The following is a 26,650-nucleotide window of genomic DNA, read 5'->3' as shown; positions in this document are numbered from 1 at the left end:
TCGAGAGCCCAGGAGTGCTCACTCCTGGACCCTCGCTTGCGCTCAGACCGTATCGACCTTCAACGAATGGTCGTTGAGCATGCCGTTGATGATGGTCGCCGTATCATGCCCACTGGCGATCACCCCGCCGGCCCCCGGCGTGACGCCATAATGCTCGGCCAGGTTGACGCCCGCCAGGTCGATGGTCTGGGTCGAAGGCGCACCGATCGTGGCCTTGACGTCGATGCTGGTGAGCAGTGACGCACCGCTGCCGGTGACGCTGAAGTGCAGGTAATCATCCAGCGAGGACGCGGTGGCGGCTTCACCTTGCAGCAGTTGCGACAGGTCGAGCTTGTCGGTGCCCAGGGTGAAGTCGGTGACCACGTCGTGCCCGCTGTTGCCGTGTAACCACTGGAAGGTATCGGCCCCTCCGCCGCCAGTCAGGGTGTTGTTGCCCAGGCCGCCGGTCAGGGTATTGGCGTTGCTGTTACCGATCAGGGTGTCGTCGAACGTCGAACCGATCAGGTTCTCGATCCCCGTCAGGGTATCCAGGCCCGCCCCGCCCGTGTTCTGCGCCCCGAGCAAGCCGAGGTTGACCACCACCCCGGCGCTGGCATGGGCGTAGCTGGCGGTGTCGATGCCATCACCGCCGTCCAGCAGGTCGCTGCCCAGGCCACTGAACAACAGGTCGTTGCCGGCCCCGCCATGCAACTGGTTATTGCCGTTGCCGGCGGTGAGCACATCATTGCCGTCGCCGGCATTCAGCAAGTTGTCGCCGCCACCGGCCAGCAGCACGTCGTCGCCGGCAGTGCCGGTCAGGGTATGCCCTGCCTGGTAGGAGATACCGACGGAGGCCGAGTCGCTACCGCCGTGGTTGTCGCTGGCGGTATAGCTACCGACAAAGTCCGGCGAACTTTCATGGGCGCCGGCGTAGTTGACCGTCAGGTCCAACTGATAGTTTTCCGCGGCATTGACGTGGCTGCCGCTGCTATTGCTGAGGTTGCTCACGTGGATGCGGTAGGTGCCGTCCTCGGCGGCGTTGAGGGTGCTGTGATTGTCGATGCCGAGGAACCCGCCACCGTTGAGCGAGTACTCCAGACTGATGTGCCCCGCCGCCAGGTTGTGGTCCAGGTTGAGGGTCTCGCCCTTTTTCAGGGTGACGGTGATGAAGTCCTCATCGTTGGCATTGCCGTTGCTGACCTGGCCCAGGTAACCACTGATCACCAGCAGTGCGGTCATCGCGGCGGTGTCCGCCGCGAAGGCACTGCGCACATCCGCCAGGTTCCGGTTGCCGAAGTTGTTCTGGTGGCCAGCGAAGTTGATCGCGCCGCTGCCGGTAAAGTCCTCGCCCTTGGCAATCCAGCCCGTATTGAACGTGGTGGGCGTGGCGCTCAGGCGGTCGCCATTGGCGTCCGTGTCATTGGCCAGCAAGCCTTCAACCGGTACCGCAAGGTGTTTCGACAGGACGTTGGTGATCACCTGGTCATCAACCGCCACCGGCGCCGCGTTCGGCAGGATGTTGATGGTCAGGGTGCGGCTGGCCAGGTCGCCTTCGTAGTCACTGGCGGTGAAGGCAATCTGCTCGGTGAGCACCACTGAGGTGGTGGTCTGCGAGGTGTAGGTGAACTCGCCCGTGTCGAGGTTGATCACCAGGGTGCCGCCCTTGGTGGTGGCAATGCTCAGGCTGTTGTCCAGGGTGTTGAAGGTGCCGCGATTGAAGCCTTCGAGCACCGTCAGCGCGCCCTTGTGGTTGTCGCCGGTGGGATCGAAGCTGTAGGTGGTGCCCTCGATGATGATGGTCTTGATAAAGCCGCCATCGGCGCCAAAACTACCGCCCTCACCCATCAGCAAGCCGCTGATCGGCGCACCACCCACGGTGCCGGACAGCACCGCGTTGAGCTGGTTGAGGTCAGTGACTACTTGCGCATTGGTGTTGACATGGTTGCTGCCGTCATAGGCCAGCGGGTTGAGGTTGCCACTGCTGACACCGTCGCCCAGGCCGATCGCATAGTTCTTGATCCCGTTGGCCTCGAGAAAAGCCTTCCAGGCGGCCTCGTCCGACGGATCGGTTTCCCAGCCTTCGTTGGGTTTACCGTCGGAGAAGAAGTAGCCGACGTTTTGTGCCCCGGCCAGTTTGCCTTCGGTGATGAACGCCAGCTTGGCCGCAGCCAGGGCGTCGTCGTAGTTGGTCCCGCCGTCGGCATGCAGGGTGGAAATGATCCATTTGGCGGTGGCCACGTCGACCCAGATCGAAGTCTGCTCGGTGGCGCTGCTGCTGAAGGTGACGATCTGCACTTTCACGTCACCCATGGCATCGTACTTGTCGAGCAAGGCGCTGATGGCCTGCTTGGCCAGGTCCATGCGCGACAGCCCCGAGACACCGGAGTGGTCGGCCATGCTGCCGGACACATCGATCACCAGCAGCAGGTTGGAGTCGATCCCCACCGCCGTAACCGAACGCTCGGAGTGCTGGGCCCGGGGCACGTCATCGACGATGTTGACCACCACGCTGCTGGTGGCGGTATTGCCCAGGGCATCGGTGACCTTGTAGGTGAAGCTTTCGGTGAGGATGTTCGGCCCGTCGTTGCCCCCGGCGGTTTTCGGAGCCGAAGTCAGGGTGTAGGTGTAGGTGCCATCGGGGTTGAGCAGGATTTGCCCATAGGTGCCGGTAGCGCTGCCCACCAGGGTGTAGGTGAGTGTCCCGCTGCCTCCGCTGACCGAGCCGACCAACGAACCGTGGGCGGTTTCGCCAGTTGACGTCGGGTCGCTGCCGATGACCAGGCCGGGGGCCAGGTCCTGGCCGTCCTGGCTGAGGTCCAGGGCTTTTTCGTAGACCGTCAGGCAGGCGTCGACGCAAGCGATCAACCCACTGTCGGTGACATTGATGGTGATCGTGGTGGTGCTTTCGTCGCCATCGCCATCGCGGATGGTGTAAGTGAACACGTCCGTTGCCCCGGGCGGGCAGACCCCGTTCGCGGTGCTGTGGTAGACCGCATTGCCGGCGGCATCCAGCGTCAAGTAGCCGTAGGCACCCTGGATCTGATCGCCCAGGCCACCGAGGGCCGAGGTCGCCGTATTGCCACCCGCCCGCACACCGATCACCGCACCGCCCGTGGCAGCTCCGTCGGCGCCATTGACGTCGTTGCCGAGCACCGAAATGTTCACTGTCGCGCCCTCGCCCACCGTGGCGCTATCGGGGCTGGCGGTTGGCAGGTCATCGACGATGTTGACGTCCAGCGTATCGCTGGCGGTGGTGCCATTGCTGTCGGTCACGGTCACCGTGAAGTGTTCGCTGAGGCTGTTGGCACCATTGGCCGTCGGGTGGTCCTCATTGTCGTTGAGGGTATAGCTGTAGCTCACCACGCCGCTCGCCGAATCGTAGCCGGTGATGGTCAGGGTGTTGCCCAGCAGGGTAGTGAAGGTTTGCGGGAAGCCAGCGATGAGGCCACCGCTCACCACATTGATCCCGCCCACGGTCAGGGTCTGCACGCCGTCCAGCGCGGTGACGGTGAAGGTGCCGCTTTGGGTCAGTGCCGGAGTGCCTGGAGTCGAGCCGTCGCTGAGGGCTTTTTCATAGACCGTAAGTTCTCCGCCGCACACGTTCAGGCCGTCGATCACTACCGGATCGTCATTGTTGTGCACGGTCAGGGTCAAGGTCGCGGTGCTGGTGTCGCCGTCGGCGTCGGTCAGGGTGTAGGTGAAGGTTTCGTGCGCATCGGCCTTGAGCGCCAGGAATGCCGGGCTGGTCGGGTCGACGGTGTAGGTATAGGAACCGTCCGCCGCCAAGACCAATTGGCCATAGGCGCCTGCCAACGTGCCGGCCGTCACCGGACCAGTGATCACTCGGTCGGCGCCTTGCACGTCGTTGTCCAGCACATTGCCGGTGAGGACCGTGTGCAGTTCCGTGGCGGTCACGGCGTTGCCGTCATCCTTGGCCTGCGGCACGTCGTCGACGATGTTGACGTCCAATGAGTCGCTGGCGGTGGTGCCATTGCTGTCGGTGACCGTGACGGTGAACGACTCGCTGAGGCTGTTGGTGCCGTTGGCGGTGGGATGAGCTTCGTTGTCGTTGAGAGTGTAGCTGTAGCTCACCACCCCGCTCGCCGCGTCATAGCCGGTGATGGTCAGGGTGTTGCCCAGCGCAGTGGTGAAGGTTTGTGGGAAGCCGACGGTGACGCCCGCGGTCACCACGTTGATCCCGCCCACGGTCAGGGTCTGCACGCCGTCCAGCGCGGTGACGGTGAAAGTGCCGCTTTGGGTCAGTGCCGGTGTGCCTGGGGTCGAGCCGTCGCTGAGGGCTTTTTCATAAACCGTCAGCTCCCCGCCCAGGACCTTGAGGCCGTCGATCAATATTGGGTCGTCGTTGTTGTGCACGGTCAGGGTCAAGGTCGCGGTGCTGGTGTCGCCGTCGGCGTCGGTCAGGGTGTAGGTGAAGGTTTCGTGCGCATCGGCCTTGAGCGCCAGGAATGCCGGGCTGGTCGGGTCGACGGTGTAGGTATAGGAACCGTCCGCCGCCAAGACCAATTGGCCATAGGCGCCTGCCAACGTGCCGGCCGTCACCGGACCAGTGATCACTCGGTCGGCGCCCTGCACATCGTTGTCCAGCACATTGCCGGAGAGGACCGTGTGCAGTTCAGTGGCGGTCACGGCGTTGCCGTCATCCTTGGCCTGCGGCACGTCGTCGACGATGTTGACGTCCAATGAGTCGCTGGCGGTGGTGCCATTGCTGTCGGTGACCGTGACGGTGAACGACTCGCTGAGGCTGTTGGTGCCGTTGGCGGTTGGGTGGTTTTCGTTGTCGTTGAGGGTGTAGCTGTAGCTCACCACCCCGCTCGCCGCGTCATAGCCGGTGATGGTCAGGGTGTTGCCCAGCGCAGTGGTGAAGGTTTGCGGGAAGCCGGCGGTGACGCCCGCGGTCACCACGTTGATCCCGCCCACGGTGAGGGTCTGCACGCCGTCCAGCGCGGTGACGGTAAAGGTGCCGCTTTGGGTCAGTGCCGGTGTGCCTGGGGTCGAGCCGTCGCTGAGGGCTTTTTCATAGACCGTCAGCTCCCCGCCCAGGACCTTGAGGCCATCGATCAATACTGGGTCGTCGTTGTTGTGCACGGTCAGGGTCAAGGTCGCGGTGCTGGTGTCGCCGTCGGCGTCGGTGAGGGTGTAGGTGAAGGTTTCGTGGGCATCGGCCTTGAGCGCCAGGAATGCCGGGCTGGTCGGGTCGACGGTGTAGGTATAGGAACCGTCCGCCGCCAAGACCAATTGGCCATAGGCGCCTGCCAACGTGCCAGCCGTCACCGGACCAGTGATCACTCGGTCGGCGCCCTGAACATCGTTGTCCAGCACATTGCCGGTGAGGACCGTGTGCAGTTCAGTGGCGGTCACGGCGTTGCCGTCATCCTTGGCCTGCGGCACGTCGTCGACGATGTTGACGTCCAGCGAGTCGCTGGCGGTGGTGCCATTGCTGTCAGTGACCGTGACGGTGAACGACTCGCTGAGGCTGTTGGTGCCGTTGGCGGTGGGGTGAGCTTCGTTGTCGTTGAGGGTGTAGCTGTAGCTCACCACCCCGCTCGCCGCGTCATAGCCGGTGATGGTCAGGGTGTTGCCCAGCGCAGTGGTGAAGGTTTGCGGGAAGCCGGCGGTGGCGCCCGCGGTCACCACGTTGATCCCGCCCACGGTCAGGGTCTGTACGCCGTCCAGCGCGGTGACGGTGAAGGTGCCGCTTTGGGTCAGTGCCGGTGTGCCTGGGGTCGAGCCGTCGCTGAGGGCTTTTTCATAGACCGTCAGCTCCCCGCCCAGGACCTTGAGGCCATCGATCAATACCGGATCGTCGTTGTTGTGAACGTTGAGCACCAGGTTGGCGCTGCTGCTGTCGCCATCAGCGTCGGTCAGGGTGTAGTTGAAGGTCTCGGTGACGTCGCCCTTGAGCGCGAGAAAAGCCGGATCGCTGCTGTGCAGGGTGTAGCTGTAGCTGCCGTCGGCGGCCAGCACCAGAGTGCCGTAAGTACCGGTGAAGGTCCCAGGGGTGATCGGCCCAGTCACGACCCGGTCGGCCCCTTGCACATCGTTGTCGAGTACGTTGCCGGTCAGGATCAAATGCGCTTCGGACGCGGCAACGCCATTGCCGTCGTCAAACGCGTGGGGCACGTCGTCGGTGATATTGATGTCCAGGGTGTTGCTGGCCGTATCGCCATTGACGTCGCTGGCGACCACGGTGAAATGCTCACTGAGGTTGTTGCTGCCATCCCCGGCCGAGTGGGTTTCATTCCCCACCAGGGTGTAGCTGTAACTGACCACGCCGGTGGCCGGGTCATAACCGATGATGGTCAGGGTGTTGCCCAGGGCCGAGGTGATCGTCTGTGGGAAACCCACCGCCACGCCGCCACTGATGATGCTGACTCCACCGATGCTCAGGCTCTGCAAGCCATCCGGCGCGGAAATGCTGAAGGTCCCGTTCTGGGTCAAGGCCCCCGGGTTGCTGGCCGAGCCCTTGGCCAGGTTGGCTTCAAACAAGGTCAGCTCACCGCCCGCCACCGACAGGCCGGACAAGGTCACCGGCTGGTTCTCCGGCAACTGCGGGGTCACCGGTAATTCGGGGTTGATGGGCGTCACGGGAGTCAACGGGTTGATCGAAGGCCCAGTGCCCGTGTCGTCACCACCGTCCTCAGGCGAACCCGCCACACGTTCCGGGACAAACTCGGGAATGCCGTTGAAACCGGCGGTCGGGAATCCGATGACCGGGTCGACCCGCCCCGCCACCTCTTCGAGCAGGACAAACGAGTGACCGCCGCCGGCAGTTCCGGGCGCCCCTGTACTGCCCGGCCCGGCAGCAGTGGCTTCAGCGACCTGGGTCGGGTCGGCACCGGCAGCGATGGCTTGCTGCACTTGCTCGACATCGCTCAATTGCGCCTGGCTGGGCGTCAGCGCTTCGGCGGAGTCGACATGTGCCGGTTGATTGGCCAGCAGTTGCGGGCTCAGAAGCATGCTGCTGCCGCGTCCCAGCGTCAGTTCCTGGCCGTTTTGCAGGTGCGCCGCGACGGCGCCCTCGGCCCCGGTCACCAGTTGTTCACCGGCAAACAGCCGATCCCCTTCGACCAGGGCGCGTCGGGTTCCATCACCCGCTACAGCGAACACCTGACCTACGACCTTGCTGACGGTTGCGATGAGCGTTGCCATGAGCCTTCCTCCGCTGCCGACGTCCATCGGCATCTGGGTTGTGCAGAGAAAGCATGCAGGGCCTTGCCGGGGTGCGGGACGGACCTTCTGCCCGGCAGCACTCGCACTTCAAGGTGCAAGCCCTTGCCTGACGTTGATCTCGCCTCGCGTGCCTACGCAGGCGGGCTGATGATCGCGGGACAAAACTGAATGAAATCATTCACTCAGCGCCGCCTAGCCGTTCTACGAGGGTGGCTGACGATGGATCTTCGGCAACATGCCAATATTTTGTCGCCTAAAAACCGTTCAGCCTCCATCCCCTCCAGCGCTTCTCCACCCTATGTTGCAAAAGTGTTGGAACCTTTTCCAGCCTCGCCAAGCTCCCTAGAGCTCATAAATACAAGGCTTGTGCAGGGAACAATGTGCCGGTTTTTTCGAGGCGCATAAGTTTTTTTCGACATATGCGTTATGAGAAATCCTTCTTAGCTTCTGCCTAGGATGTTCTTAGCTCTGTTGTTACATGCTTGATACGGTTTTTGCCGAAAATAACGCCAAATTATTGGCGACAGTCAAGCACCATTAGTCACAGGGAGAGGCACCCCATGCGCGTATTTACCCCGCTCTGCAGTGCGATTCTGATCGCCATGGCCTGCGCACAACAGGCCCAGGCCATGTCGCTGACCGAGGCGATTCAAAGCACCCTGGACAACCACCCGGAGCTGCACGCCAGTGAGAACAATCGTCTGTCTGCGGATGAAGACGTAAAAGTCGCCAAGGGCGGTTTTTATCCTTCACTCGATCTGAACGCCGGTTATGGCCGTGGCTACAGCGACAACACCAACACCCGCGCGCAGGGCAATCACCACACAGAAATCGATTGGTACACCCAGTCGGAGCTGCGCCTGCGGCAAATGCTGTTTGACGGGTTCAACACCGCCAACGAAGTCGGGCGCACCCAGGCCATCGTCAACTCCCGGGCCTACTACACCCGCGGCACCGCCGAGAGCCTGGCCCTGCGCACCATCGAGGTGTACCTGGAAGTACTCAAGCGCCGGGAACTGGTGACCCTGGCCACCAACAACCTGCAGGCGCACTTGCGGGTCAACGACCAGATCGGCCTGCGCACCGAGCGCGGCGTCGGCAGCAATGCCGACCTCGATCAATCCAAGGCGCGTCGCGCCCTGGCGGAAAACAACCTGGACACCGCCCAGGTCGATCTCGCCGATGCCGAAGCCAACTTCTTCAGCGCCGTGGGGCGCATGCCCGACGAACTGGAAAGCCTGCCCTCGATTCGCGGCGAGGTTCCGCAGAGCCTGCCGGATGCCCGCCAGGCAATGATGGAAAACAACCCCTACCTCAAGTCCGCCCAGGCCGACGTGAACTCCGCCGAGAGCCAGTACGAAGTCGCCAAGTCGCCGTTCTACCCGCGCTTCGATGCAGAGGCGGCGGTGGGTGCCAACAACAACATCCAGGGCGACCAGGGGCACGACAACGAGTGGCGCGTCGGTGTGATCATGAACTACAACCTGTTCCGCGGCGGCAGTGACAAGGCCCGCCTGCAATCGGATGCGCACAAGATCAACCAGGCCATGGACATCCGCAACAACGCCCTGCGCATGCTCAACGAGAACATCACCCTGGCCTGGAACGCCATGGTCAATGCCAAGAAACAAACCCCCACCGCCCGCGAATACGCCGATACCACCATGCGCGTGCGCGCCGCCTACCAGGATCAATTCGGCCTCGGCCAGCGCACCCTGCTCGACCTGCTGGACAGTGAAAACGAGCTGTACAACGCCAATCGCCGCTACACCGAAGTGCGCTACACCGAGGAGTTTTCCATGTACCGGATCCTGGCGAACATGGGCGAGCTGTTGAGCAAAGCCAAGGTGGTGGTGCCGGCCGAGGCGATTGCGCAAAGCGAAGTGAAAAGCCAGGCCCGTCTGCCAGAGATGCGCTAGCGAACCGGGGTACCCGAATTGACCAGCATGCAACCCGGCAACACTGGCGCCGACCCACGCCTGAGCTTTGATGATCCGTTGCTCGATGGCTTGCTGATCCTGTGCAAGCTGCACGGCTGCAATGTCAGCCGGGCCAGCCTGAGCGCCGGTCTGCCGCTGGACAAGCAACGCCTGAGCCTCGACCTGCTGCCCCGCGCCGCCGCCCGGGCCAGCCTGCAAGCGCGCTTGCTGCGCCGTGAACTGGGGTCGCTGTCGGCGCTCAACCTGCCGGTCCTGCTGATTCTCAAGGACCGCCGCTGCGCGGTCTTGCGCCGCTGGGGCGAAGATGGCCAGGCCCTGATCCTGCCCAGCGAGGCCGAAGGTGGCGAACAATGGGTCAGCCGCGAAGAACTGGCCGAAGCCTACAGTGGCCAGGCGCTGTTCGCCCGCCCCCGGCATGAACTCGAAGAGCTGCGTTCACCCCTGGTGCCACGGGTCGACGCTTGGTTTCGCGACACCCTCAAGCTGTCCCGCTGGCTGTACAGCGACGCGATCCTGGCAAGTTTCCTGATCAACCTGCTGGGCTTGATGGTACCGCTGTTCGTCATGCAGACCTACGACCGGGTGGTGCCGAACCAGGCCACCTCGACCCTGTGGGTGTTGGCCATCGGCCTGTTGATCGGCACTGGTTTCGAACTGGTGCTGCGGGTGGTGCGCGCGCACTTGCTGGACACCGCAGGGCGCAAGACCGACGTGATCCTGTCCGCGACCCTGTTCGAGCGCATCACCGGCATGGCGATGAAAGCCCGGCCAGCGACCATCGGCGGCTTTGCCCAGAGCATCCACGACTTCCAGGGCCTGCGTGAATTTCTCACGGCGGTGACCCTCACCAGCCTGATCGACCTGCCGTTCGCCGTGCTGATGCTGGTGGTGATCGGCCTGCTCGGCGGCTGGCTGGTGGTGATCCCGATGCTCGCGTTTCCCATCACCATCATCTTCGCCCTGCTGATCCAGTCCCGCCTGCGCGACACCGTGCACAAGAGCCTGGCCTTGGGCGCCGAACGCCAGGCGCTACTGATCGAAACCCTCGGCGGCCTGGAAACCCTCAAGGCCTGCAGCGCCGAGAGCGAACGCCAGCACCGCTGGGAAAGCACCCACGGCGCCCTGACCCGCCTCGACAGCCACGCGCGCAACCTCGCGGCGCTGGCCACCAACGGCACCCTGTTCATCCAGCAATTCTCCGGTATGGCGACCATCGTCGCCGGGGTCTACAGCATCATCGCCGGCAACCTCAGCGTCGGCGCACTGGTGGCGACCTACATGCTCGGCAGCCGGGTGCTCGCGCCGCTGGGGCAGATTGCCGGGTTGATCACCCGCTACCAGCAAGCCCAACTGACGATGAAGAGCACCGATGCGCTGATGTCCCTGCCCCAGGAACGCGACGCCGGCCAGCGGCCCCTGGAGCGTACGCAACTGCAAGGGGCGCTGGACGTCAGCGGCGTGACCTTCCACTACCAGGGGCAAAGCGCCCCGGCGCTGGCCACGGTCAGTTTCAGCCTCAAGCCTGGCGAGCGGATCGGCATCATCGGTCGCAGCGGATCGGGCAAAAGCACCCTGGCGCGCCTGGTGATGGGCTTCTATGCCCCGGACGAAGGCCAGTTGCTGCTCGATGGCCTGGACCTGCGGCAACTGGATGTCGCCGACCTGCGCCAGCAGATCGGCTATGTCGCGCACGACCTGCCGCTGCTGGCCGGCAGCCTGCGCGATAACCTGACCCTCGGCGCACGCTACATCAGCGATGCGCGCATGCTCGAGGTCGCCGAACTGACCGGCGTCACCGACCTGGCCCGCCAGCATCCCCAGGGCTTTGACCGCCCCGTGGGCGAACGCGGCCAACTGCTGTCCGGCGGTCAGCGCCAGGCGGTCCTGCTGGCCCGGGCCCTGTTGCTCGACCCGCCGATCCTGGTGCTCGACGAACCTACCAGCGCCATGGACAACAGCAGCGAAGACGTCCTGCGCCAGAAACTGCAGACCTGGGTCCAGGGCAAGACCTTGCTGCTGGTGACCCACCGCACCTCGATGCTCAGCCTGGTGGACCGGCTGCTGGTGCTGGACAACGGCCGCATCGTCGCCGACGGTCCGAAAGAAGCGGTTATCGATGCACTGCGCAAGGGCCGTGTCGGCTCTGCGGCCGTCTAGGAGTGGCACATGTCCGGGCCTACAGGTGATCGCGGCTACTTTGGCAGCTTCGGTAAAAGTGCCGAAAGCGAGTTCATGCCGGAAACCGCCAGCGCCTCGCTGCAGGATTCGCCGCGCTGGTCGCGGGTCACCGTGTGGCTCGCCGCCGCGCTGATCATCAGCGCCGTGGTCTGGGCCAGGTTCGCGGTGCTGCAGGAAGTCACCATGGGCGAAGGCAAAGCGATTCCCTCGAGCAAAGTGCAGGTGATCCAGAACCTCGAAGGCGGGATTGTCACCGAGATCTTCGTGCGTGAAGGCCAAATGGTGAACAAGGGCGACACGTTGCTGCGCCTCGACGACACACGGTTCCTGTCGAACAAGGGCGAAAGCGAGGCCGATCGGTATGCCTTGACCGCCCAAGTCGAGCGTCTGTCCGCCGAAGCCGAGGGGCGGCCGTTCAAACTCTCCCCCGAGGTGATCGCCAAGGCCCCGCAAGTCGCCGAAGACGAACGCTCGCTGTTCGAACAACGGCAACGGCGCCTGGCCAGCGAACAGCGGACCCTCAGCGAGCAACTTCGGCAAAAAACCCAGGAGCTGGCGGAGTTTCGCTCCAAGCAGGGGCAATACAGTTCGAGCCTGGCACTGCTCAACCAGGAAATGAATATGTCTGCGCCGCTGGTCGGCACCGGTGCGGTGTCGCCGGTGGAGATCCTGCGGCTCAAGCGCAGTGCGGTGGAAATTCGTGGCTCGCTGAACGCCACCACCCTGGCCATTCCCCGCGCCGAGTCAGCCATCGACGAGATCAAGAGCAAGCTCGACGAATCGGTACAGAGCTTTCGCTCGGACGCGGCCAAGGAGCTCAACGAGAAGCGCACCGAACTGTCGAAAATCACCGCCACCAGCATCGCCATCGACGATCGGGTCACCCGCACCACCGTGGTCTCGCCGGTGCACGGGATCATCAAGGTGCTCAAGGTCAACACCATCGGCGGCGTGGTCCAGCCCGGCAGCGACATGCTGGAAATCGTGCCCCTGGAAGACAACCTGCTGATCGAGGCCAAGGTCCGCCCGCAGGACGTGGCCTTCCTGCATCCAGGACAGAAAGCCATGGTCAAGTTCAGCGCCTACGACTACACCATCTACGGCGGGCTGAGCGCCAAACTAGAACTGATCGGCGCCGACACCATCACCGACGACAAGGGCAACAGCTTCTACCTGATCCAGGTGCGCACCGACAAAAATCACCTGGGGGGCGACGTCAAGCCGCTGCTGATCATTCCGGGGATGGTGGCGACCGTGGACATCATTACCGGCGAGAAGAGCGTGCTGGACTACCTGCTCAAGCCGGTGCTCAAAGCCCGCACCGAAGCAATGCGCGAGCGCTAGAAACCCCGCTGCAAGCCCCCTCTAATAATGTGGGAGCGGGCTTGCCCGCGATGGTCGTCAACGATGATGCATACGGTCTGACACCCAGCAGCGCCCTCAGGCTTTTCGCGAGCAGGGCTCGCTCCTACAATGGAGACGGTCAACCGCTTCGTCTGTGGTGCCTCGGTTCTCTTTGTAGAAGCGAGCGCCCGCTTCTACGGTGACAGGTGGTTCTTCTGGTAGGTTTCCAGCCCCATCGCCGCAATCTGCCCCTCGATCAACGCTTCGAAGGGTTTTAGCAGCGGCTCGAACGAGCTCGGGGCCTCCAGCACCTGCAACGCCTGGACAATCGCCTCCACCGTCGACAAGGCGCCCGGTCCCGGGGCTTTGCGCAAGCGATAGCGCGACACTCCACCCTCAGCCAGGGTCACCCGTGGCAACGCCGCCAGCAGCGGATTGAGGTGGAGCATTTTGCGCGCCTTGCGCCATGTGCCATCCGGCACCACCAGCAACATTGGCTCCTGCGAGGACCCGTAAGTCTGCAGCGGCTGTGCGTCGTCCGCCGGAAACAACAGGCGCGCGCAATAGCCCGGCTGATTAAGCAACTCGGACAAATCCTCGAACACCTCACCGACCACCAATTGCGCATTGTTCAAGCCCAACGCCGCCAGCCGCGCGGTGTTCAAGGCGTGGTTGACCTCGCTGGGATGCTGCAGCAGCAGCACCCGGGTGCGGCTGTCGAGGCTGGGGATCAGCGGGCACAGGCAATGGGTTTGCGGGCGCAGGCAGCGCGGACATTGAATTCTGGACATGGTCTTCAGGCCTGATTCAGTTGGGCTTTAAGCAAGTCACGGAAGGTCTGGATCAGCGGTTCGCGACTGCGGCCACGCCGCACAATCATCGAAAACGGCGCCTGGTAGCCGAAGGTGGCCGGCAGCAACACCCGCAGATCGCCCTTGTCGGCCCAGGCCTGGGCGTAGTGCTCCGGCAGGTAACCGATGTAGGCGCCGGACAGCACCAGAATCAACTGCGCCTCCATACTGTCCACGGTCGCGGCGCTGTGCTTGAAGCCGTGGCGGGCCAGTTCGGCCTGGCTCCAGTAGCCACGCCCGACCATGCGTTGCTGGGTAATCAACTGTTCGGGTATGCGCCGCTCGGTGAACAGCGGGTGGCGGTTGCTGCAATACAACCAGTGCTGCTCACGATAGAGCGGCATGTAGACCAGGCCGCTCATGCGGGTCGAGAACGCGCCGATAGCCAGGTCCAGGCGGTTGTCCTGCACCCCGAGTTGCAATTCGTAGGGGCTCATTACCGACAGGTGCAAATGCACCGCCGGGTGCTCCAGGGTGTAGGCGCCGATGGCTTCGGCGAACGGCAAGGCCTTGTCGCTGACGGTGGAGTCGATCACCCCCAGGTTGAGCGTACCGCGCAACTCGCCCTTGAGCGCGGCGGCGTATTGCTCGAAGCCTTCGAGCTCGCCGAGCAGGCGCAAGGTCTCCTGGTGAAACAGCTCGCCCTTGCTGGTCAGGCTGAACCCGCCCCGCCCACGATGGCAGAGCACCAGGCCCAACGCGGCTTCGAGCTGGCTCATGTAGGTGCTGATGGCCGAGGTCGACAGGTTGAGCTCGTGCTGGGCATTGGCGAACCCCTGATGACGGACCACGCTGACGAAGATGCGCAATAGTTTCAGGTCGGGTAAAGCGTTGGCCATGGCAGAGCTCCGAGTGACGTCGCGACACAGTCCCTGTAGCAGCTGGTGCAGCCTGCGTTCGGCTGCGAAGTCTATCGCCCCCGTCAGCATTAGTTTAGAAAAATCTGAACTAAGTATTTGCCGGTAGCGATTCTTCTACGCAACTACATTTCGCAGAATCCGCCCAACAGGTGCCCGTGCATTCCCGATGCGCTGCGCAACCCCATAAATAAAACAAAGACGATGAGGCCATACCCGTGGACAAAATTCTTCACCAACCACTGGGCGGCAACGAAATGCCGCGCTTCGGCGGCATCGCCACCATGATGCGACTCCCCCACTTGCAAACCGCTGCCGGCCTGGACGCTGCCTTCATTGGCATCCCGCTGGACATCGGCACCTCGCTGCGCGCCGGCACCCGCTTCGGGCCCCGGGAGATCCGCGCTGAATCGGTGATGATCCGCCCGTACAACATGGCCACCGGTGCCGCGCCGTTCGACTCGCTGTCGGTTGCCGACATCGGTGACGTGGCGATCAACACCTTCAACCTGCTGGATGCCGTGCGCATCATCGAAGAGTCCTACGACGAGATCCTCGAACACGACGTGATCCCGCTGACCCTCGGTGGCGACCACACCATCACCCTGCCGATCCTGCGGGCCATCCACAAGAAGCACGGCAAGGTCGGCCTGGTGCACATCGACGCTCACGCCGATGTCAACGATCACATGTTCGGCGAGAAGATCGCCCATGGCACCACCTTCCGCCGCGCCGTCGAAGAAGGCCTGCTGGACTGCGACCGTGTGGTGCAGATCGGCCTGCGCGCCCAGGGCTACACCGCGGAAGACTTCAACTGGAGCCGCAAACAGGGGTTCCGTGTGGTCCAGGCCGAAGAGTGCTGGCACAAATCCCTGGCGCCGCTGATGGCTGAAGTGCGCGAGAAAGTCGGCGGTGGCCCGGTGTACCTGAGCTTCGACATCGATGGCATCGATCCGGCCTGGGCCCCTGGCACCGGCACCCCGGAAATCGGTGGCCTGACCACCATCCAGGCGATTGAAATCGTCCGTGGCTGCCAGGGTCTCGACCTGATTGGCTGCGACCTGGTAGAAGTCTCGCCGCCGTACGACACCACCGGCAACACCTCGCTGCTGGGCGCCAACCTGCTGTACGAAATGCTCTGCGTACTGCCGGGTGTGACCCACCGCTGAGGGTCCCCACAGGATCAGTTGCTCAAGGCTGGCGCCGACCGGATGACAGCCTTGGCCTGAACCGGTCGCGGGGCCTGGAGCAACGCATTAGCCAGGCGGGCGAAACCATCGTGTTTCGCCAGCAACCAAAGGCCATTGGCTGGCCTGCAACGAACACTTATCCGCCATGCCGCAAGGGCATGGCGTTGCGGGTTACACCGGTCATGCGCCAAACCGCCTGGCTAACGCACTCCCTTGCGCCGACAGATTGATTATTGCCTCACCATAAAAAAGACAATCGGAGACACGCCATCATGGCTTTAGATTTATTCGTCGTACTCATCTACGCCGCCGCGATGCTGATACTCGGCTACTACGGCATGCGCAAAGCCAAGACCAACGAGGACTTCCTGGTCGCCGGCCGCAACCTCGGCCCGAGCCTGTACATGGGCACCATGGCCGCCACCGTCCTGGGCGGCGCGTCCACCGTGGGCACCGTGCGCCTGGGCTACGTGCATGGCATCTCCGGTTTCTGGCTGTGCGCCGCACTGGGCTGCGGGATCGTGGCGCTGAACCTGTTCCTCGCCAAACCGCTGCTCAAGCTGAAGATCTACACCGTTACCCAGGTCCTGGAAAAACGCTACAACCCGATGGCCCGCTCCGCGAGCGCGATCATCATGCTGGCGTATGCGCTGATGATCGGCGTGACCTCGATCCTGGCGATCGGCACTGTGCTGCAAGTGCTGTTCGGCCTGCCGTTCTGGATCTCGGTACTGCTGGGTGGTGGCGTGGTGGTGATTTACTCGGCCATCGGCGGCATGTGGTCGCTGACCCTGACCGACATCGTCCAGTTCGTGATCAAGACCGTGGGCCTGATGTTCATCCTGCTGCCGATCTGCCTGTACCGCGTCGGCGGCTGGGACGAACTGGTGTTGAAACTGCCGGCGTCGAACTTCAGCTTCACGACCATCGGTTGGGACACCATCATCACCTACTTCATGATCTACTTCTTCGGCATCCTGATCGGCCAGGATATCTGGCAACGGGTGTTCACCGTGCGCACTGCCAAAGTGGCCCAGTACGCCGGAACATTCGCCGGGTTCTATTGCATTCTCTACGGCCTGGCCTGTGCCCTGATCGGCATGGCGGCACACGTGCTGATTCCGGACCTGGACAACGTCAACAACGCCTTCGCCGCCATCGTCAAACTGTCGCTGCCTGACGGTATCCGTGGCCTGGTGATTGCCGCAGCCCTGGCTGCCATGATGTCCACCGCTAGCGCCGGCCTGCTTGCCGCCGCCACGACCCTGACCGAAGACCTGCTGCCGAAACTGCGTGGTGGCAAACAGTCGAGCCTGAGAATCAACCGCCTGTTCACCGCACTGACCGGGATTGCCGTACTGGGCATCGCCCTGGTGGTGAACGACGTGATCAGCGCCCTGACCCTGGCCTACAACCTGTTGGTGGGCGGCATGCTGGTACCGCTGATCGGGGCAATTTTCTGGAAACGCGCGACCACCGCCGGTGCCATCGCCAGCATGGGCCTGGGCTTCGTCACCGCCCTGGTGTTCATGTTCAAGGATGGCCTGGATGCCAATACGCCGATCTACTACAGCCTGGCGGTCGGCCTGGTGAGCTTCATCGTGGTCAGCCTGGCGTCCCGTCGCCCGGCCTCCCTGGCCAACGCGATCTGACCTCAGGTCAGACGCCGTACACCTTTCTTCGGCGGGTGCAGCGTCGGTCGCTGCATCCGTTTTTTTTCGTCTGGGGAAAAGTAAGTCAGAAGAAAGTGGAGGCTTTCGAGCGGCGGAAAATGGGCCGCAGATGGAGGATCTGCGGCATAGTGATTACGCCTGCTGCGCAGGCGGACGCAGCCTGCGGCAGCTGCTACGACAACATGCGCTTTACCGGCGGCGCGGTTGGCGGCGGCGTTGTTCGTCGTCAGTGCGAATAGGCACGGGTTGCAGAGGTGGTTCGATCAAACCTAGCGCGACACCGAGGTCATGGAGCCAGTTTTGCAATTTCTCTTTCATGGTGCCCCCCTTCAGGGTAATGCCCAGCGACCGGGTTCTGTAAACGCTTCATACAGATAGTAGTCCGAACTCCTACGCAATGCTCGCCTCAGTACGCAAAGATCTGTTACCGAATTGATCCAAATCAACTTGCGCCCGGTCAGTGTTGCCCAAGGGCTTTGCGTAAACGACGGCGAACCCACTGTTCGGCGCTGACAAAGGTGATGCCCAGCAACACCAGCACTGCGCCGATGACAAAGTTGAGGGTTAGTTGTTCGCCGAGCAACAGCACGCCGAACGTGACACCGAACAGCGGCGTCATGAACGAAAACACCGCCAGGTTGGCGGCCAGATAGCGGCGCAACAACCAGAACCAGATCAGGTAACTGCAGAACGACACCACCAACCCCTGGAACAGCACGCTGGTGACCGCCACGGCGCTCAGGTGTACGTGGGTCACCTGGCCGCTGAGTATGGCGATCAGCAACAGGCCGACAAAGCCGACGATCAACTGATAGAACAGGGTCAGGGTCACTGGCGCTTCCGACAGGCGCGAAGCCCGCACCACCACCGTGGTCGCCCCCCAGGCGGCTCCGGCCAATACACCGAGCGCATCGCCCAGCAGCATGCGCCGGTCCAGGTTGTCCCAGGACACGCCCCCGGCAAACGCCACGCCGATGCCAATGAAGGCCAGCAGGATCCCCAGCCATTGCACCGCCCGTAAACGCTCGCTGGGCAATAGCCAGTGCACGCCCAGCGCGGTGAAGATCGGCGCGGTGTAGAGGAACACCGACATGTGCGCCGCGGTGGTCAGTTGCAGGCCTTCGGAAATGAACAGGAACTCCAGGCCGAACAGACTGCCGGCCAGCAAGCCGCCACGCCAGGTCGCACTGACCTGATTCCAGCCGCCTTTCCAGCAGATCAGCAACCCCACCAGCAACGCCGAGATCCCCGAGCGACCGGCCGCCTGCATCACCGGCGCGATGTCCGCCGCCGCCCACTTGATCATCACCTGCTGGATGCCCCACACCAGGCACAGGCCAAACATCACTTGCAGGGCAAAGCCATCGACACTGCGCCGAGTGGCAATCATCAGGCAACCTCACACAGGGTCGAGGACATGGCAGTTACTCAAAAACCAATGGTGCAATGAACCCATGGAGACATGTAGGAGCGAGCTTGCTCGCGATGGTCGTCAACGAATACGCAATACTTCCTGAAACTTCGCGCAATATTTGAGTTCATCGCGAGCGAGCTCGCTCCTACATCATCAAGCCATCACCCAGTTTGAGGGTCAGCTCAGTTCAATGCGGTCCGGGTGAATGACGATCTGGCCGTTCTTGTAGAGCGCGCCGATGGCCTTCTTGAAGTTGCCCTTGCTGACACCGAACAGGCTGCTGATCAGTGCCGGGTCGCTCTTGTCGCTGACCGGCAAGGTGCCGTTGTTGTCACGCAACTTGGCGAGGATCTTCGAGTTCAGGCTGGTGGCGGCCTCTTCTCCGACCGGCTGCAGGCTCAGGCTGATCTTGCCGTCGGCCCGCACTTCCTTGATGAAACCCTTCTCTTCCTTGCCGGCGCGCATGAACTTGAAGATTTCGTTCTTGTGGATCAGGCCCCAGTGCTTGTTGTTGATGATCGCCTTGAAGCCCATGTCGGTCGCTTCGGCCACCAGCAGGTCAACTTCCTGGCCGGGCGTGTAGTTGGCCGGGGTTTTATCCAGGTAACGGTCCAGGCGCGCGGTCGCGGTGATACGACGGGTGTGCTTGTCGAGATAGACATGCACCACGCAGTATTCACCGGCGGTCATCTGGCGTTTTTCTTCGGAATACGGCAGCAGCAGGTCCTTGGGCAGGCCCCAGTCGAGAAACACGCCGATGCTGTTGACTTCAACCACTTTCAGGCTGGCAAATTCACCGACCTGAACTTTCGGTTTTTCTGTGGTGGCAATGAGTTTGTCATCGCTGTCCAGATAAACAAATACGTTGAGCCAGTCTTCATCTTCGCTGGGAATATCTTTTGGAATATAACGATTGGGCAACAGGATTTCGCCATCCGCGCCGCCGTCCAGATATAAACCGAAGTTAGTGTGTTTAACCACTTGCAAACTGTTGTAGCGCCCGACTAAAGCCATTTCCAATACCCTCATTGCGTGGGCGGCATTCTACCCGTTTTTGCCGCCGCCGTTGGGTGGCCGCAGGACCGGCTGTGAATTTTCCGCTGCAAGGTGCGATTTTCCTGGGTTTGGCCTGGCCGCTCGACCCCGCTCGTCAGGCCAGTTAACCCTCCGTCACGCCTGACAAGGTGCCAGACTGACCTTCTTGCACACCCAGGTTGTTATTTAAAACAGTGGCTTAGGGGAATATTTACAACTGCAACTTGGTATTGACCAAGCTTTCCCCCTGGTTATTCCAGAGGATATTTACCAAGCAATTGTCAAGTATTTCCTGTACGATGCCTGGCCAAGTTAATTTTCTACAGGTTAATGGCCGCCATGCGCGTAAAAGCATCCAACAGCAAAGCAAAGCCAGCTCCAGCCGTTGAAACCAGCGAATCGATCAACGACCAGATTGCTGCTTTCCTCAAGTCCGGTGGCGAGATCCAGCAAATTGCCAAAGGCGTCAGCGGCCAGACATTCGGCCCATCCAAGCAGATCACCCTGGGCAAAAAGTAATACCCCCGCGCGTTACCCTGGTCCCTAAGCGCTTTGGCTATCGAAGCGCTAGGACTGGAACACTCCCCGCAGTACCCGTAACCTCCCCCGTATGTTCAAACCGACGATTTTCCTGATCAGCCTGCTGGCTTGCATGCACGCCGACGCGCAGATATTCCAGCGCGAACTCGGTGACTACGACCTCAAGCTAGGCACCAGCCCGAGCCGCAGCATGGCCCAGGGCCTGGTCAAGCCGTCCAGCAGCGGGTCCTTCCATGGCGGCCTGGACCTGAGTCATGACAGCGGCTGGTATGTCGGCCAGTGGGCGCCGAGCATGGGCCTGTCGCCAGCCAGCAACCTGGAGGTCGACTCCTACCTGGGCTTCAAACACCCCTTCGACGAGACCCTGGGCTATGAAGTGGGCATGATCCACTACAGCTACCCGCAACTGGACACCCTCGACAGCCAGGAGTTTTTCGGCGGCCTGACCCTGCTCGGCAGCCGCTTCGGCGCCGCCTTCAGCAACGATCCCGACCGACGCAATAGCACGCTGTTCGCCAATCTCAGTGGTAACGAACCCTTCGGCATCGGGCTCAGCCTCAAGTACACCAGCCACCGGCTAAACAGCCCGGTGTCGATCGCCGACGGCGGTTACATCTCCACCTTCAACGACTGGTCGGTCAAGCTTTCGCGACCGTGGTTGGGCATCGACCTGAACCTGATCTACAGTGATTCAAACCTCAATGGCAACGGGTGCAGCGCCTATTCCGGGCACAACAGCCAATGCGACGGCCTGCTCACCTTCAAGGCTGAACGCTCGTTCTATTGAAGGGCTGAACTGCCACCCGGTTTACGCGTTCAGATACCAGGACAACACCTTCGCAAGGATTGGCCCATGACGCGCTGGTTGCACCACCTGAGTCTGCTCCTGAGCCTGTGCCTGGCACTGACGGCCTGCAACCGTGTGGACCTGGCCTATCGCAACCTCGACGTGCTGATTCCCTGGACGCTCGACGACTACCTGGACATGAACAGCCAGCAGAAGGACTGGCTCGGCACACGCCTCAAGCAAACGCTAAGCTGGCACTGCTCGACCCAGATGCCGGGTTACCTCGAATGGCTGGGCCAGCTGCAGCAGATGGTCGCCAGCAACCAGGTCAGCGACAGCGCGTTGCAAAGTCGCACCCTGGAAGCCAGGCAGGCAATCGCCCTGACCGCCCGGCAAATCACCCCCTCGGCGGTTGAGCTGTTGCAGGGCATGAGTGATCAACAGGTCAAGGAGATGAACCAGGCCTTCGCCAAAGACTTGCGTGAACGCCAGGACAAATACCTCAAGCCACCGCTGGCCCAGCAAATCCGTCAACGCGGCGCACGCATGGACAAGCGCCTGAGCGACTGGCTAGGGCCTCTCAATCAAGCGCAGAAAGCACGCGTGGTGGCCTGGTCCACCGCGCTCGGTGAGCAGAACCAGCAATGGATCGCCAACCGCGCCCATTGGCAAGCGCAGTTCAGCGCCGCCATGGCGCAACGCCAGAGCGCCGATTTTGCCCCGCGGATCGAAACCCTGCTGGTGGACCGCGAAAGCCTGTGGACCCCCGCCTACCGCCAGGCCTTCAGCGACACCGAAGCCCAGGCGCGCAGCCTGCTCGTCGACCTCATGGACCAGAGCACAGCCGAGCAGCGCCAGCACCTGGTGCAAAAGATTGAAAAACTGCGCAGCGACTTGAAAGCCCTGAAATGCCTCAAAGCCTGAGCGCAGCCATGACCCTGTGACCGCTAGCCGGTCAGGCGATCTGCGCCTTGCCCGCCACTTCATCAAAGGTCAGCGGATCCAGCCCATCGGCCTGTTCATCCAGCACTTGGCGAGGGTGCTCGTTGCCCGGGATGCTACTGTCGAGCAGGCTCAGCAAGCTTGAACCGCGGGGTGTCAGGATGAAGTTTTCACCATTGCCACCCTGATCCTCAGGGCGCGATTCGATGAAGCCACGGTCCAGCAGCAGCTTTTCATACTCGGTGGCCGTCACCTTCAACTCGTCCAGATTGCCGGTCGACTCACCTTCGGCAGCCTTGGCTGCGGCGTGCTGTTCGGCGTAGGGGCGCGGGGTAAAGCTGTGGCCAGCGCTATTCTGCACTTCGTGCAACAGCCGTTCGATCAAGTCCCAGTTATAAGTCGTCATCCTGATTCAACCTCCAAAACTGCAAGTGAGAGGGTCTGCATAGGTTGTGACCGGTGCGATCGGTAGCCGTTCAGCCGGGATTTTTGCCGCTCCCGACCGACGGTATGTCGAATCTTGCGCGACCAGACGACTAGATGATGCAGGACGGTGCAACCGCGCAGCGCGGATCGACTTTCACCTCAGCAGGCAGGAGAACACAGCATGCACATTCACGATCACCCGGTGGTGTCCCGGGAGCAATGGCTGGCTGCCCGCCGCCAACACCTGGCACACGAAAAAGCCTTCACCCGCGAACGGGACAAGCTCAGCGCCGAGCGCCGCGCCCTGCCCTGGGTGAAAATCGACAAGGGTTATCGCTTCCAGGGCGCAACGGGGGAACTGGGCCTGGGCGACCTGTTTGGCGGTCGCAGCCAACTGGTCATCTACCACTTCATGTATGGCGACGGCTGGGACGAAGGTTGCCCGGGCTGCTCCTTCCTCGCGGACCACATCGACGGCGCCAACCAGCACCTGTCTCACCATGACGTGGCCCTGGTGGCGGTGTCCCACGCGCCGCTGGCGCAGTTACAGGCCTTCAAACAGCGCATGGGCTGGAAGTTCGACTGGCTGTCGTCAGAAGGTTGCGATTTCAACTACGACTTCGGCGTCTCGGCCCGCGCGGAAGAGCTGGCGGCCGGCTCCGCAACCTACAACTACGAAAAGTCCGACAGCGCCGAAGAAGAACTCCCCGGCCTCAGTGTGTTTTATCGCAACGAAACCGGCGAGATTTTCCATACCTACTCCACCTACGCCCGCGGCCTGGACTTGCTGGTGGGTGCCTACAACTACCTGGACCTGACGCCCAAGGGGCGTAATGAAGAGCAGATCATGGAATGGGTGCGCCATCACGACCGCTACGAGGAGACGGCTGGCGCCAGTTGCTGCCACTCATGACAACCGGCTGAACTTTTCCCCGAGGCCGGCCCTCAACCGGGTACCCAAGAACGGCACCGGAGGCCCACCCGATGAACAGCCTGCTGAAATTGACCCTTGTCGCCACACTGTGCAGCGCCCTGCCCGCCTGGGCCTGCACCCCGGAAGAAGCCACGGCCAAGCGTGAGCAACTGGCCCAACGCGTGGCCACGCTCACCGAGCAGAACCCGACCAAGGCCAAGGAAATCAACGACGAGTTGCAGAAAATGGACCTGGGCACCGCTGCCGCGGACCTACCGGACAAGTGCCAGTTGATTGACCAGCGGCTCAAGGAGCTGGATAGCGCAGAGAAGAAGGCCGACGGTTGATCGCGGGGCAGATTCTGAGGCTGATCAGTCAGGGAGATACGGCCAGCCCCTGTGGGAGCGAGCCTGCTCGCGATGGACGTGAACGATAACGCGGGGTTTCAGTCACCACGCGGCGCTCTCAAGTTCATCGCGAGCAGGCTCGCTCCTACACCAGAGCGCCCGGTCCGGGTTTTTATCGTCTCAGCGCAGCGCGTTATTCCGCCGCTGGAGCTTCTGGCTTGCGGCGCTTGAGCGGGGCCATGCCGTCCTTGCTGACCAGCGACAGGGCGTCGGTCTTCGGCCGGTTGGCGATCTTGCGCTTGGTTGGTGCCTTGGCGGCTGACTTCTTCTTGTCACCCTTGGCGTCAGTCTTTTTCTTCTTCACGCCAACGGCCTTGCCCGAAGCCTTGACCTTTTTCGGTCCGCCGTAGGTGCCTTTGACTTCCTTGATGGTGCGGCGCTCGAAGCTCTGCTTGAGGTAGCGCTCAATGCTCGACATCAGGTTCCAGTCGCCGTGGCAGATCAGCGAGATCGCCAGGCCATCGTTACCGGCACGCCCGGTACGACCGATACGGTGCACGTATTCGTCGCCGCTGCGTGGCATGTCGAAGTTGATCACCAGGTCCAGGCCGTCCACGTCCAGGCCGCGAGCGGCTACGTCGGTAGCCACCAGGATCTTCACCCCACCCTGCTTCAGACGGTCGATCGCCAGCTTGCGGTCCTTCTGGTCTTTCTCACCGTGCAAGACAAACGCCTTGTACTCCTGCGCCACCAGGCGGCCGTAGATACGGTCGGCCATGGCCCGGGTGTTGGTGAAGACGATGGCCTTCTGGTAGGTCTCGTTGGCCAGCAGCCAGTTGACGATCTGTTCTTTGTGTTGGTTGTGGTCAGCGGTGATGATTTGCTGGCGAGTGGTCGCATTCAGCTGGCTGACCGCATTGAGCTGCAGGTGCTCAGGGTTGTTCAGCACCTTGGCGATCATCTCGCGCAGACCCGAACCGCCGGTGGTGGCGGAGAACAGCATGGTCTGCTGACGGTTGGTGCACTCGTCGACCAGGCGCTGGACATCTTCGGAGAAACCCATGTCGAGCATACGGTCGGCTTCGTCGAGCACCAGCACTTCAACTTCTTTCAAGTCGAGGTTGCCGGCGTTCAGTTGCTCGATCATCCGCCCCGGCGTACCGATCAGGATGTCCGGCACCTTGCGCAGCATGGCGGCCTGGACCTTGAAGTCTTCACCGCCGGTGATCAGGCCGGACTTGATGAAGGTGAACTGCGAAAAGCGTTCCACTTCCTTCAGGGTCTGCTGGGCCAGCTCACGGGTCGGCAACAGGATCAGAGTCTTGATGCTGACACGGACTTTCGCCGGGCCGATCAAGCGGTTGAGGATCGGCAGGACAAATGCAGCGGTCTTGCCGCTACCGGTTTGCGCCGTCACCCGCAGGTCACGCCCTTGCAGCGCGAGCGGGATAGCCGCTGCCTGCACAGGCGTTGGCTCGACAAATTTAAGCTCGGCCACGGCTTTGAGCAGGCGTTCGTGCAGGGCGAATTGGGAAAACACGGGTGCTACCTCGAAGAAATACAAAAAATCAGCTGCATAGGGTAACGGTTTCGAGCGCTCAGGCCGAGTTTCTTTATGCAAACGGTCGCAAACAGTGGGTATTTTATTAGCTGATTTGTCGTAAAACCGAACCCGACTCCGCTTAAATGCTCTAATCGACCCCGTCCTGACCTACAGAAGAATCGTTTTAGCTTATGGATCTCCAACAGCTCTGGCTCAATACCCAAGAACTCTGGACCGCGCTGGAGCAACACCCGCGCGTGTACTCCGGCCTGGCATTGCTGATGTTGCTGGCGGTGGCGCTGGTCGTCGGACGAGTGGCGCGCTACCTGATCCTGCACGCCGTCAAGTTGCTCGGCCGGCAGCCGGCCATGCATTGGCTCAATGACTTGCTCAACAACAAGGTGTTCCACCGCCTGGCCCAGATGACCCCGTCGCTGGTGGTTCAGTTCGGCCTCAACCTGATCCCCGAACTGAACAAGATCACCCGCAATTTTCTCGACAACGTGGCCCTGGCGTTCACCATCCTGTTCCTGGTGCTGGCCATCAGCGCCCTGCTAAACGCGCTGCTGGACATCTACGCGCGCACCGAGCACGCCCGGACCCGCTCGATCAAAGGGTATGTGCAACTGGCGAAGATGGTGCTGTTCGTGTTCGGTGCGATCATCATCGTCGCGACCCTGATCGACCGCTCGCCATTACTCCTGCTGTCGGGCCTGGGCGCCATGTCGGCGGTGATCTTGTTGGTCTACAAGGACACCCTGCTGTCGTTCGTCGCCAGCGTGCAACTGACCAGCAACGACATGCTGCGGGTCGGCGACTGGATCGAAATGCCCCAGGTGGGCGCCGATGGCGATGTGGTGGACATCACCCTGCACACGGTCAAGGTGCAGAACTTCGACAAGACCATCGTCTCGATCCCGACCTGGCGCCTGATGTCAGAGTCATTCAAGAACTGGCGCGGCATGCAGGCCTCCGGGGGGCGGCGGATCAAGCGCAGCCTGTTCATCGATGCCAGCGGCGTGCGTTTCATTACCGATGATGAAGAACAGCGCTTGACCCGTATCCACCTACTCACCGACTACATGACGCGCAAACAGGCCGAACTCAAGGCCTGGAACGAGGCCCAGGGCAACGTCGCGGCGATGTCCGCCAACCGCCGACGGATGACCAACATCGGCACTTTCCGCGCCTACGCGCTGGCCTATCTGAAGAGCCATGCGCAGATCCAGCCGAACATGACCTGCATGGTCCGCCAGATGCAGACCACTGCCCAGGGCGTGCCGCTGGAAATCTATTGCTTTACCAGCACCACCGCCTGGGCCGACTACGAGCGCATCCAAGGCGACATCTTCGACTACCTGTTGGCGGTGCTGCCGGAGTTTGGCCTGAGCCTGTACCAGCAACCGAGCGGCAACGACCTGCGGGCCGGGATCCTGCCGGCGGTGCTGGGGGCCAGTCACATCACGCCGCAGGAACAACAGCGCGGCTAAATGCCCAACC

Annotated in this window: 19 protein-coding genes; 11 read left to right on the top strand and 8 right to left on the bottom strand. The window is 62.1% G+C overall.

All coding sequences use genetic code 11. From position 1 onward, the window contains the following. Positions 1 to 42 precede the first annotated feature (42 nt). Positions 43 to 7,149 carry a retention module-containing protein gene (locus ACIOVD_RS24420; RefSeq protein ID WP_401130689.1) on the bottom strand — a complete coding sequence of 2,369 codons (7,107 nt, stop codon included), beginning with the start codon at positions 7,147 to 7,149 and terminating at the stop codon, positions 43 to 45. Between the two features lie 581 nt (positions 7,150 to 7,730). Here ACIOVD_RS24420 and ACIOVD_RS24415 point away from each other — a divergent pair. The 3 genes from ACIOVD_RS24415 to ACIOVD_RS24405 are packed head-to-tail and all read left to right on the top strand — an operon-like array spanning position 7,731 to position 12,632. Further along, entirely contained in the window at positions 7,731 to 9,089 is a 1,359-nt protein-coding gene (locus ACIOVD_RS24415) for a TolC family outer membrane protein (RefSeq protein WP_095170947.1), read from the top strand. 18 nt (positions 9,090 to 9,107) lie between these two features. After that, positions 9,108 to 11,267, top strand: coding sequence for a type I secretion system permease/ATPase (locus ACIOVD_RS24410; RefSeq protein WP_095170946.1), 2,160 nt, complete (start codon positions 9,108 to 9,110; stop codon positions 11,265 to 11,267). A gap of 9 nt (positions 11,268 to 11,276) precedes the next feature. Next, the gene (locus tag ACIOVD_RS24405) at positions 11,277 to 12,632 is read left to right on the top strand and encodes an HlyD family type I secretion periplasmic adaptor subunit (protein WP_095170944.1); all 1,356 of its coding nucleotides are present in this window, start codon (positions 11,277 to 11,279) and stop codon (positions 12,630 to 12,632) included. Between the two features lie 194 nt (positions 12,633 to 12,826). Here the strand turns inward: ACIOVD_RS24405 and ACIOVD_RS24400 are convergent, their stop codons facing one another. Then, positions 12,827 to 13,423 carry a tRNA-uridine aminocarboxypropyltransferase gene (locus ACIOVD_RS24400; RefSeq protein ID WP_401130686.1) on the bottom strand — a complete coding sequence of 199 codons (597 nt, stop codon included), beginning with the start codon at positions 13,421 to 13,423 and terminating at the stop codon, positions 12,827 to 12,829. Between the two features lie 5 nt (positions 13,424 to 13,428). After that, positions 13,429 to 14,322: a LysR family transcriptional regulator gene (locus ACIOVD_RS24395; protein WP_095170940.1), complete on the bottom strand. Its 894-nt coding sequence runs from the start codon at positions 14,320 to 14,322 to the stop codon at positions 13,429 to 13,431. A 236-nt stretch (positions 14,323 to 14,558) separates the two neighbouring features. Here ACIOVD_RS24395 and speB point away from each other — a divergent pair, with 236 nt between their 5' ends. Together speB and ACIOVD_RS24385 are read left to right on the top strand one after the other, a co-directional pair. Beyond that, positions 14,559 to 15,509 (top strand): agmatinase, encoded by a 951-nt coding sequence (gene speB, locus ACIOVD_RS24390; RefSeq protein ID WP_159994318.1) that lies wholly within the window; start codon positions 14,559 to 14,561, stop codon positions 15,507 to 15,509. Positions 15,510 to 15,802: 293 nt separating this feature from the next. Next, positions 15,803 to 17,182, top strand: coding sequence for a sodium:solute symporter (locus ACIOVD_RS24385; RefSeq protein WP_095170936.1), 1,380 nt, complete (start codon positions 15,803 to 15,805; stop codon positions 17,180 to 17,182). Between the two features lie 210 nt (positions 17,183 to 17,392). Here ACIOVD_RS24385 and ACIOVD_RS24380 read toward each other — a convergent pair whose 3' ends face one another. From ACIOVD_RS24380 to ACIOVD_RS24370, 3 genes are all read right to left on the bottom strand, one after another. Then, positions 17,393 to 17,521: a PA1414 family protein gene (locus ACIOVD_RS24380; RefSeq protein ID WP_256562504.1), complete on the bottom strand. Its 129-nt coding sequence runs from the start codon at positions 17,519 to 17,521 to the stop codon at positions 17,393 to 17,395. 139 nt (positions 17,522 to 17,660) lie between these two features. Then, the gene (locus ACIOVD_RS24375) at positions 17,661 to 18,593 is read right to left on the bottom strand and encodes a DMT family transporter (protein WP_095170934.1); all 933 of its coding nucleotides are present in this window, start codon (positions 18,591 to 18,593) and stop codon (positions 17,661 to 17,663) included. Positions 18,594 to 18,794: 201 nt separating this feature from the next. Continuing rightward, the gene (locus tag ACIOVD_RS24370; protein ID WP_095170932.1) at positions 18,795 to 19,631 is read right to left on the bottom strand and encodes a S1 RNA-binding domain-containing protein; all 837 of its coding nucleotides are present in this window, start codon (positions 19,629 to 19,631) and stop codon (positions 18,795 to 18,797) included. Between the two features lie 351 nt (positions 19,632 to 19,982). Here ACIOVD_RS24370 and ACIOVD_RS24365 point away from each other — a divergent pair, with 351 nt between their 5' ends. The 3 genes from ACIOVD_RS24365 to ACIOVD_RS24355 all read left to right on the top strand — a co-directional run bounded on the left by ACIOVD_RS24365 (position 19,983) and on the right by ACIOVD_RS24355 (position 21,903). After that, on the top strand, positions 19,983 to 20,171 hold the full coding sequence (locus ACIOVD_RS24365; RefSeq protein ID WP_030131898.1) for a hypothetical protein: 189 nt from the start codon (positions 19,983 to 19,985) through the stop codon (positions 20,169 to 20,171). Between the two features lie 91 nt (positions 20,172 to 20,262). Further along, a complete protein-coding gene (locus ACIOVD_RS24360; RefSeq protein WP_159994314.1) occupies positions 20,263 to 20,979 on the top strand; it encodes a TorF family putative porin in 717 nt (238 codons plus the stop codon). Between the two features lie 66 nt (positions 20,980 to 21,045). Further along, positions 21,046 to 21,903 carry a DUF6279 family lipoprotein gene (locus ACIOVD_RS24355; RefSeq protein ID WP_095170928.1) on the top strand — a complete coding sequence of 286 codons (858 nt, stop codon included), beginning with the start codon at positions 21,046 to 21,048 and terminating at the stop codon, positions 21,901 to 21,903. A 31-nt stretch (positions 21,904 to 21,934) separates the two neighbouring features. On the opposite strand, the gene ACIOVD_RS24350 is transcribed toward ACIOVD_RS24355, so the two are convergent. After that, positions 21,935 to 22,327, bottom strand: coding sequence for a transcriptional regulator (locus ACIOVD_RS24350; protein WP_095170926.1), 393 nt, complete (start codon positions 22,325 to 22,327; stop codon positions 21,935 to 21,937). A gap of 201 nt (positions 22,328 to 22,528) precedes the next feature. On the opposite strand from ACIOVD_RS24350, the gene ACIOVD_RS24345 reads away from it, so the two are divergent. Together ACIOVD_RS24345 and ACIOVD_RS24340 are read left to right on the top strand one after the other, a co-directional pair. Next, complete coding sequence (locus ACIOVD_RS24345; protein ID WP_095170925.1) at positions 22,529 to 23,260, top strand: thioredoxin family protein; 732 nt, start codon at positions 22,529 to 22,531, stop codon at positions 23,258 to 23,260. 71 nt (positions 23,261 to 23,331) lie between these two features. Then, positions 23,332 to 23,607, top strand: coding sequence for a hypothetical protein (locus ACIOVD_RS24340; RefSeq protein ID WP_095170923.1), 276 nt, complete (start codon positions 23,332 to 23,334; stop codon positions 23,605 to 23,607). 193 nt (positions 23,608 to 23,800) lie between these two features. On the opposite strand, the gene ACIOVD_RS24335 is transcribed toward ACIOVD_RS24340, so the two are convergent. After that, positions 23,801 to 25,147 (bottom strand): DEAD/DEAH box helicase, encoded by a 1,347-nt coding sequence (locus tag ACIOVD_RS24335; protein ID WP_095080400.1) that lies wholly within the window; start codon positions 25,145 to 25,147, stop codon positions 23,801 to 23,803. Between the two features lie 194 nt (positions 25,148 to 25,341). Here ACIOVD_RS24335 and ACIOVD_RS24330 point away from each other — a divergent pair, with 194 nt between their 5' ends. Further along, complete coding sequence (locus ACIOVD_RS24330) at positions 25,342 to 26,640, top strand: mechanosensitive ion channel family protein (RefSeq protein WP_401130680.1); 1,299 nt, start codon at positions 25,342 to 25,344, stop codon at positions 26,638 to 26,640. Positions 26,641 to 26,650 lie beyond the last annotated feature (10 nt).

The sequence above is a fragment of the Pseudomonas sp. NPDC087626 genome (assembly GCF_044743405.1).
Classification (GTDB): domain Bacteria; phylum Pseudomonadota; class Gammaproteobacteria; order Pseudomonadales; family Pseudomonadaceae; genus Aquipseudomonas.
This window is presented reverse-complemented; position numbering and strand designations above follow the sequence as displayed.

Bases quoted from the DNA above. Each gene is read 5' to 3' on its own strand.
- ACIOVD_RS24420 (WP_401130689.1), bottom strand. From the start codon at position 7,149: ATGGCAACGCTCATCGCAACCGTCAGCAAGGTCGTAGGTCAGGTGTTC.
- ACIOVD_RS24415 (WP_095170947.1), top strand. From the start codon at position 7,731: ATGCGCGTATTTACCCCGCTCTGCAGTGCGATTCTGATCGCCATGGCC.
- ACIOVD_RS24405 (WP_095170944.1), top strand. From the start codon at position 11,277: ATGTCCGGGCCTACAGGTGATCGCGGCTACTTTGGCAGCTTCGGTAAA.
- ACIOVD_RS24400 (WP_401130686.1), bottom strand. From the start codon at position 13,423: ATGTCCAGAATTCAATGTCCGCGCTGCCTGCGCCCGCAAACCCATTGC.
- ACIOVD_RS24395 (WP_095170940.1), bottom strand. From the start codon at position 14,322: ATGGCCAACGCTTTACCCGACCTGAAACTATTGCGCATCTTCGTCAGC.
- ACIOVD_RS24385 (WP_095170936.1), top strand. From the start codon at position 15,803: ATGGCTTTAGATTTATTCGTCGTACTCATCTACGCCGCCGCGATGCTG.
- ACIOVD_RS24380 (WP_256562504.1), bottom strand. From the start codon at position 17,521: ATGAAAGAGAAATTGCAAAACTGGCTCCATGACCTCGGTGTCGCGCTA.
- ACIOVD_RS24375 (WP_095170934.1), bottom strand. From the start codon at position 18,593: ATGATTGCCACTCGGCGCAGTGTCGATGGCTTTGCCCTGCAAGTGATG.
- ACIOVD_RS24370 (WP_095170932.1), bottom strand. From the start codon at position 19,631: ATGGCTTTAGTCGGGCGCTACAACAGTTTGCAAGTGGTTAAACACACT.
- ACIOVD_RS24365 (WP_030131898.1), top strand. From the start codon at position 19,983: ATGGCCGCCATGCGCGTAAAAGCATCCAACAGCAAAGCAAAGCCAGCT.
- ACIOVD_RS24360 (WP_159994314.1), top strand. From the start codon at position 20,263: ATGTTCAAACCGACGATTTTCCTGATCAGCCTGCTGGCTTGCATGCAC.
- ACIOVD_RS24355 (WP_095170928.1), top strand. From the start codon at position 21,046: ATGACGCGCTGGTTGCACCACCTGAGTCTGCTCCTGAGCCTGTGCCTG.
- ACIOVD_RS24350 (WP_095170926.1), bottom strand. From the start codon at position 22,327: ATGACGACTTATAACTGGGACTTGATCGAACGGCTGTTGCACGAAGTG.
- ACIOVD_RS24345 (WP_095170925.1), top strand. From the start codon at position 22,529: ATGCACATTCACGATCACCCGGTGGTGTCCCGGGAGCAATGGCTGGCT.
- ACIOVD_RS24340 (WP_095170923.1), top strand. From the start codon at position 23,332: ATGAACAGCCTGCTGAAATTGACCCTTGTCGCCACACTGTGCAGCGCC.
- ACIOVD_RS24330 (WP_401130680.1), top strand. From the start codon at position 25,342: ATGGATCTCCAACAGCTCTGGCTCAATACCCAAGAACTCTGGACCGCG.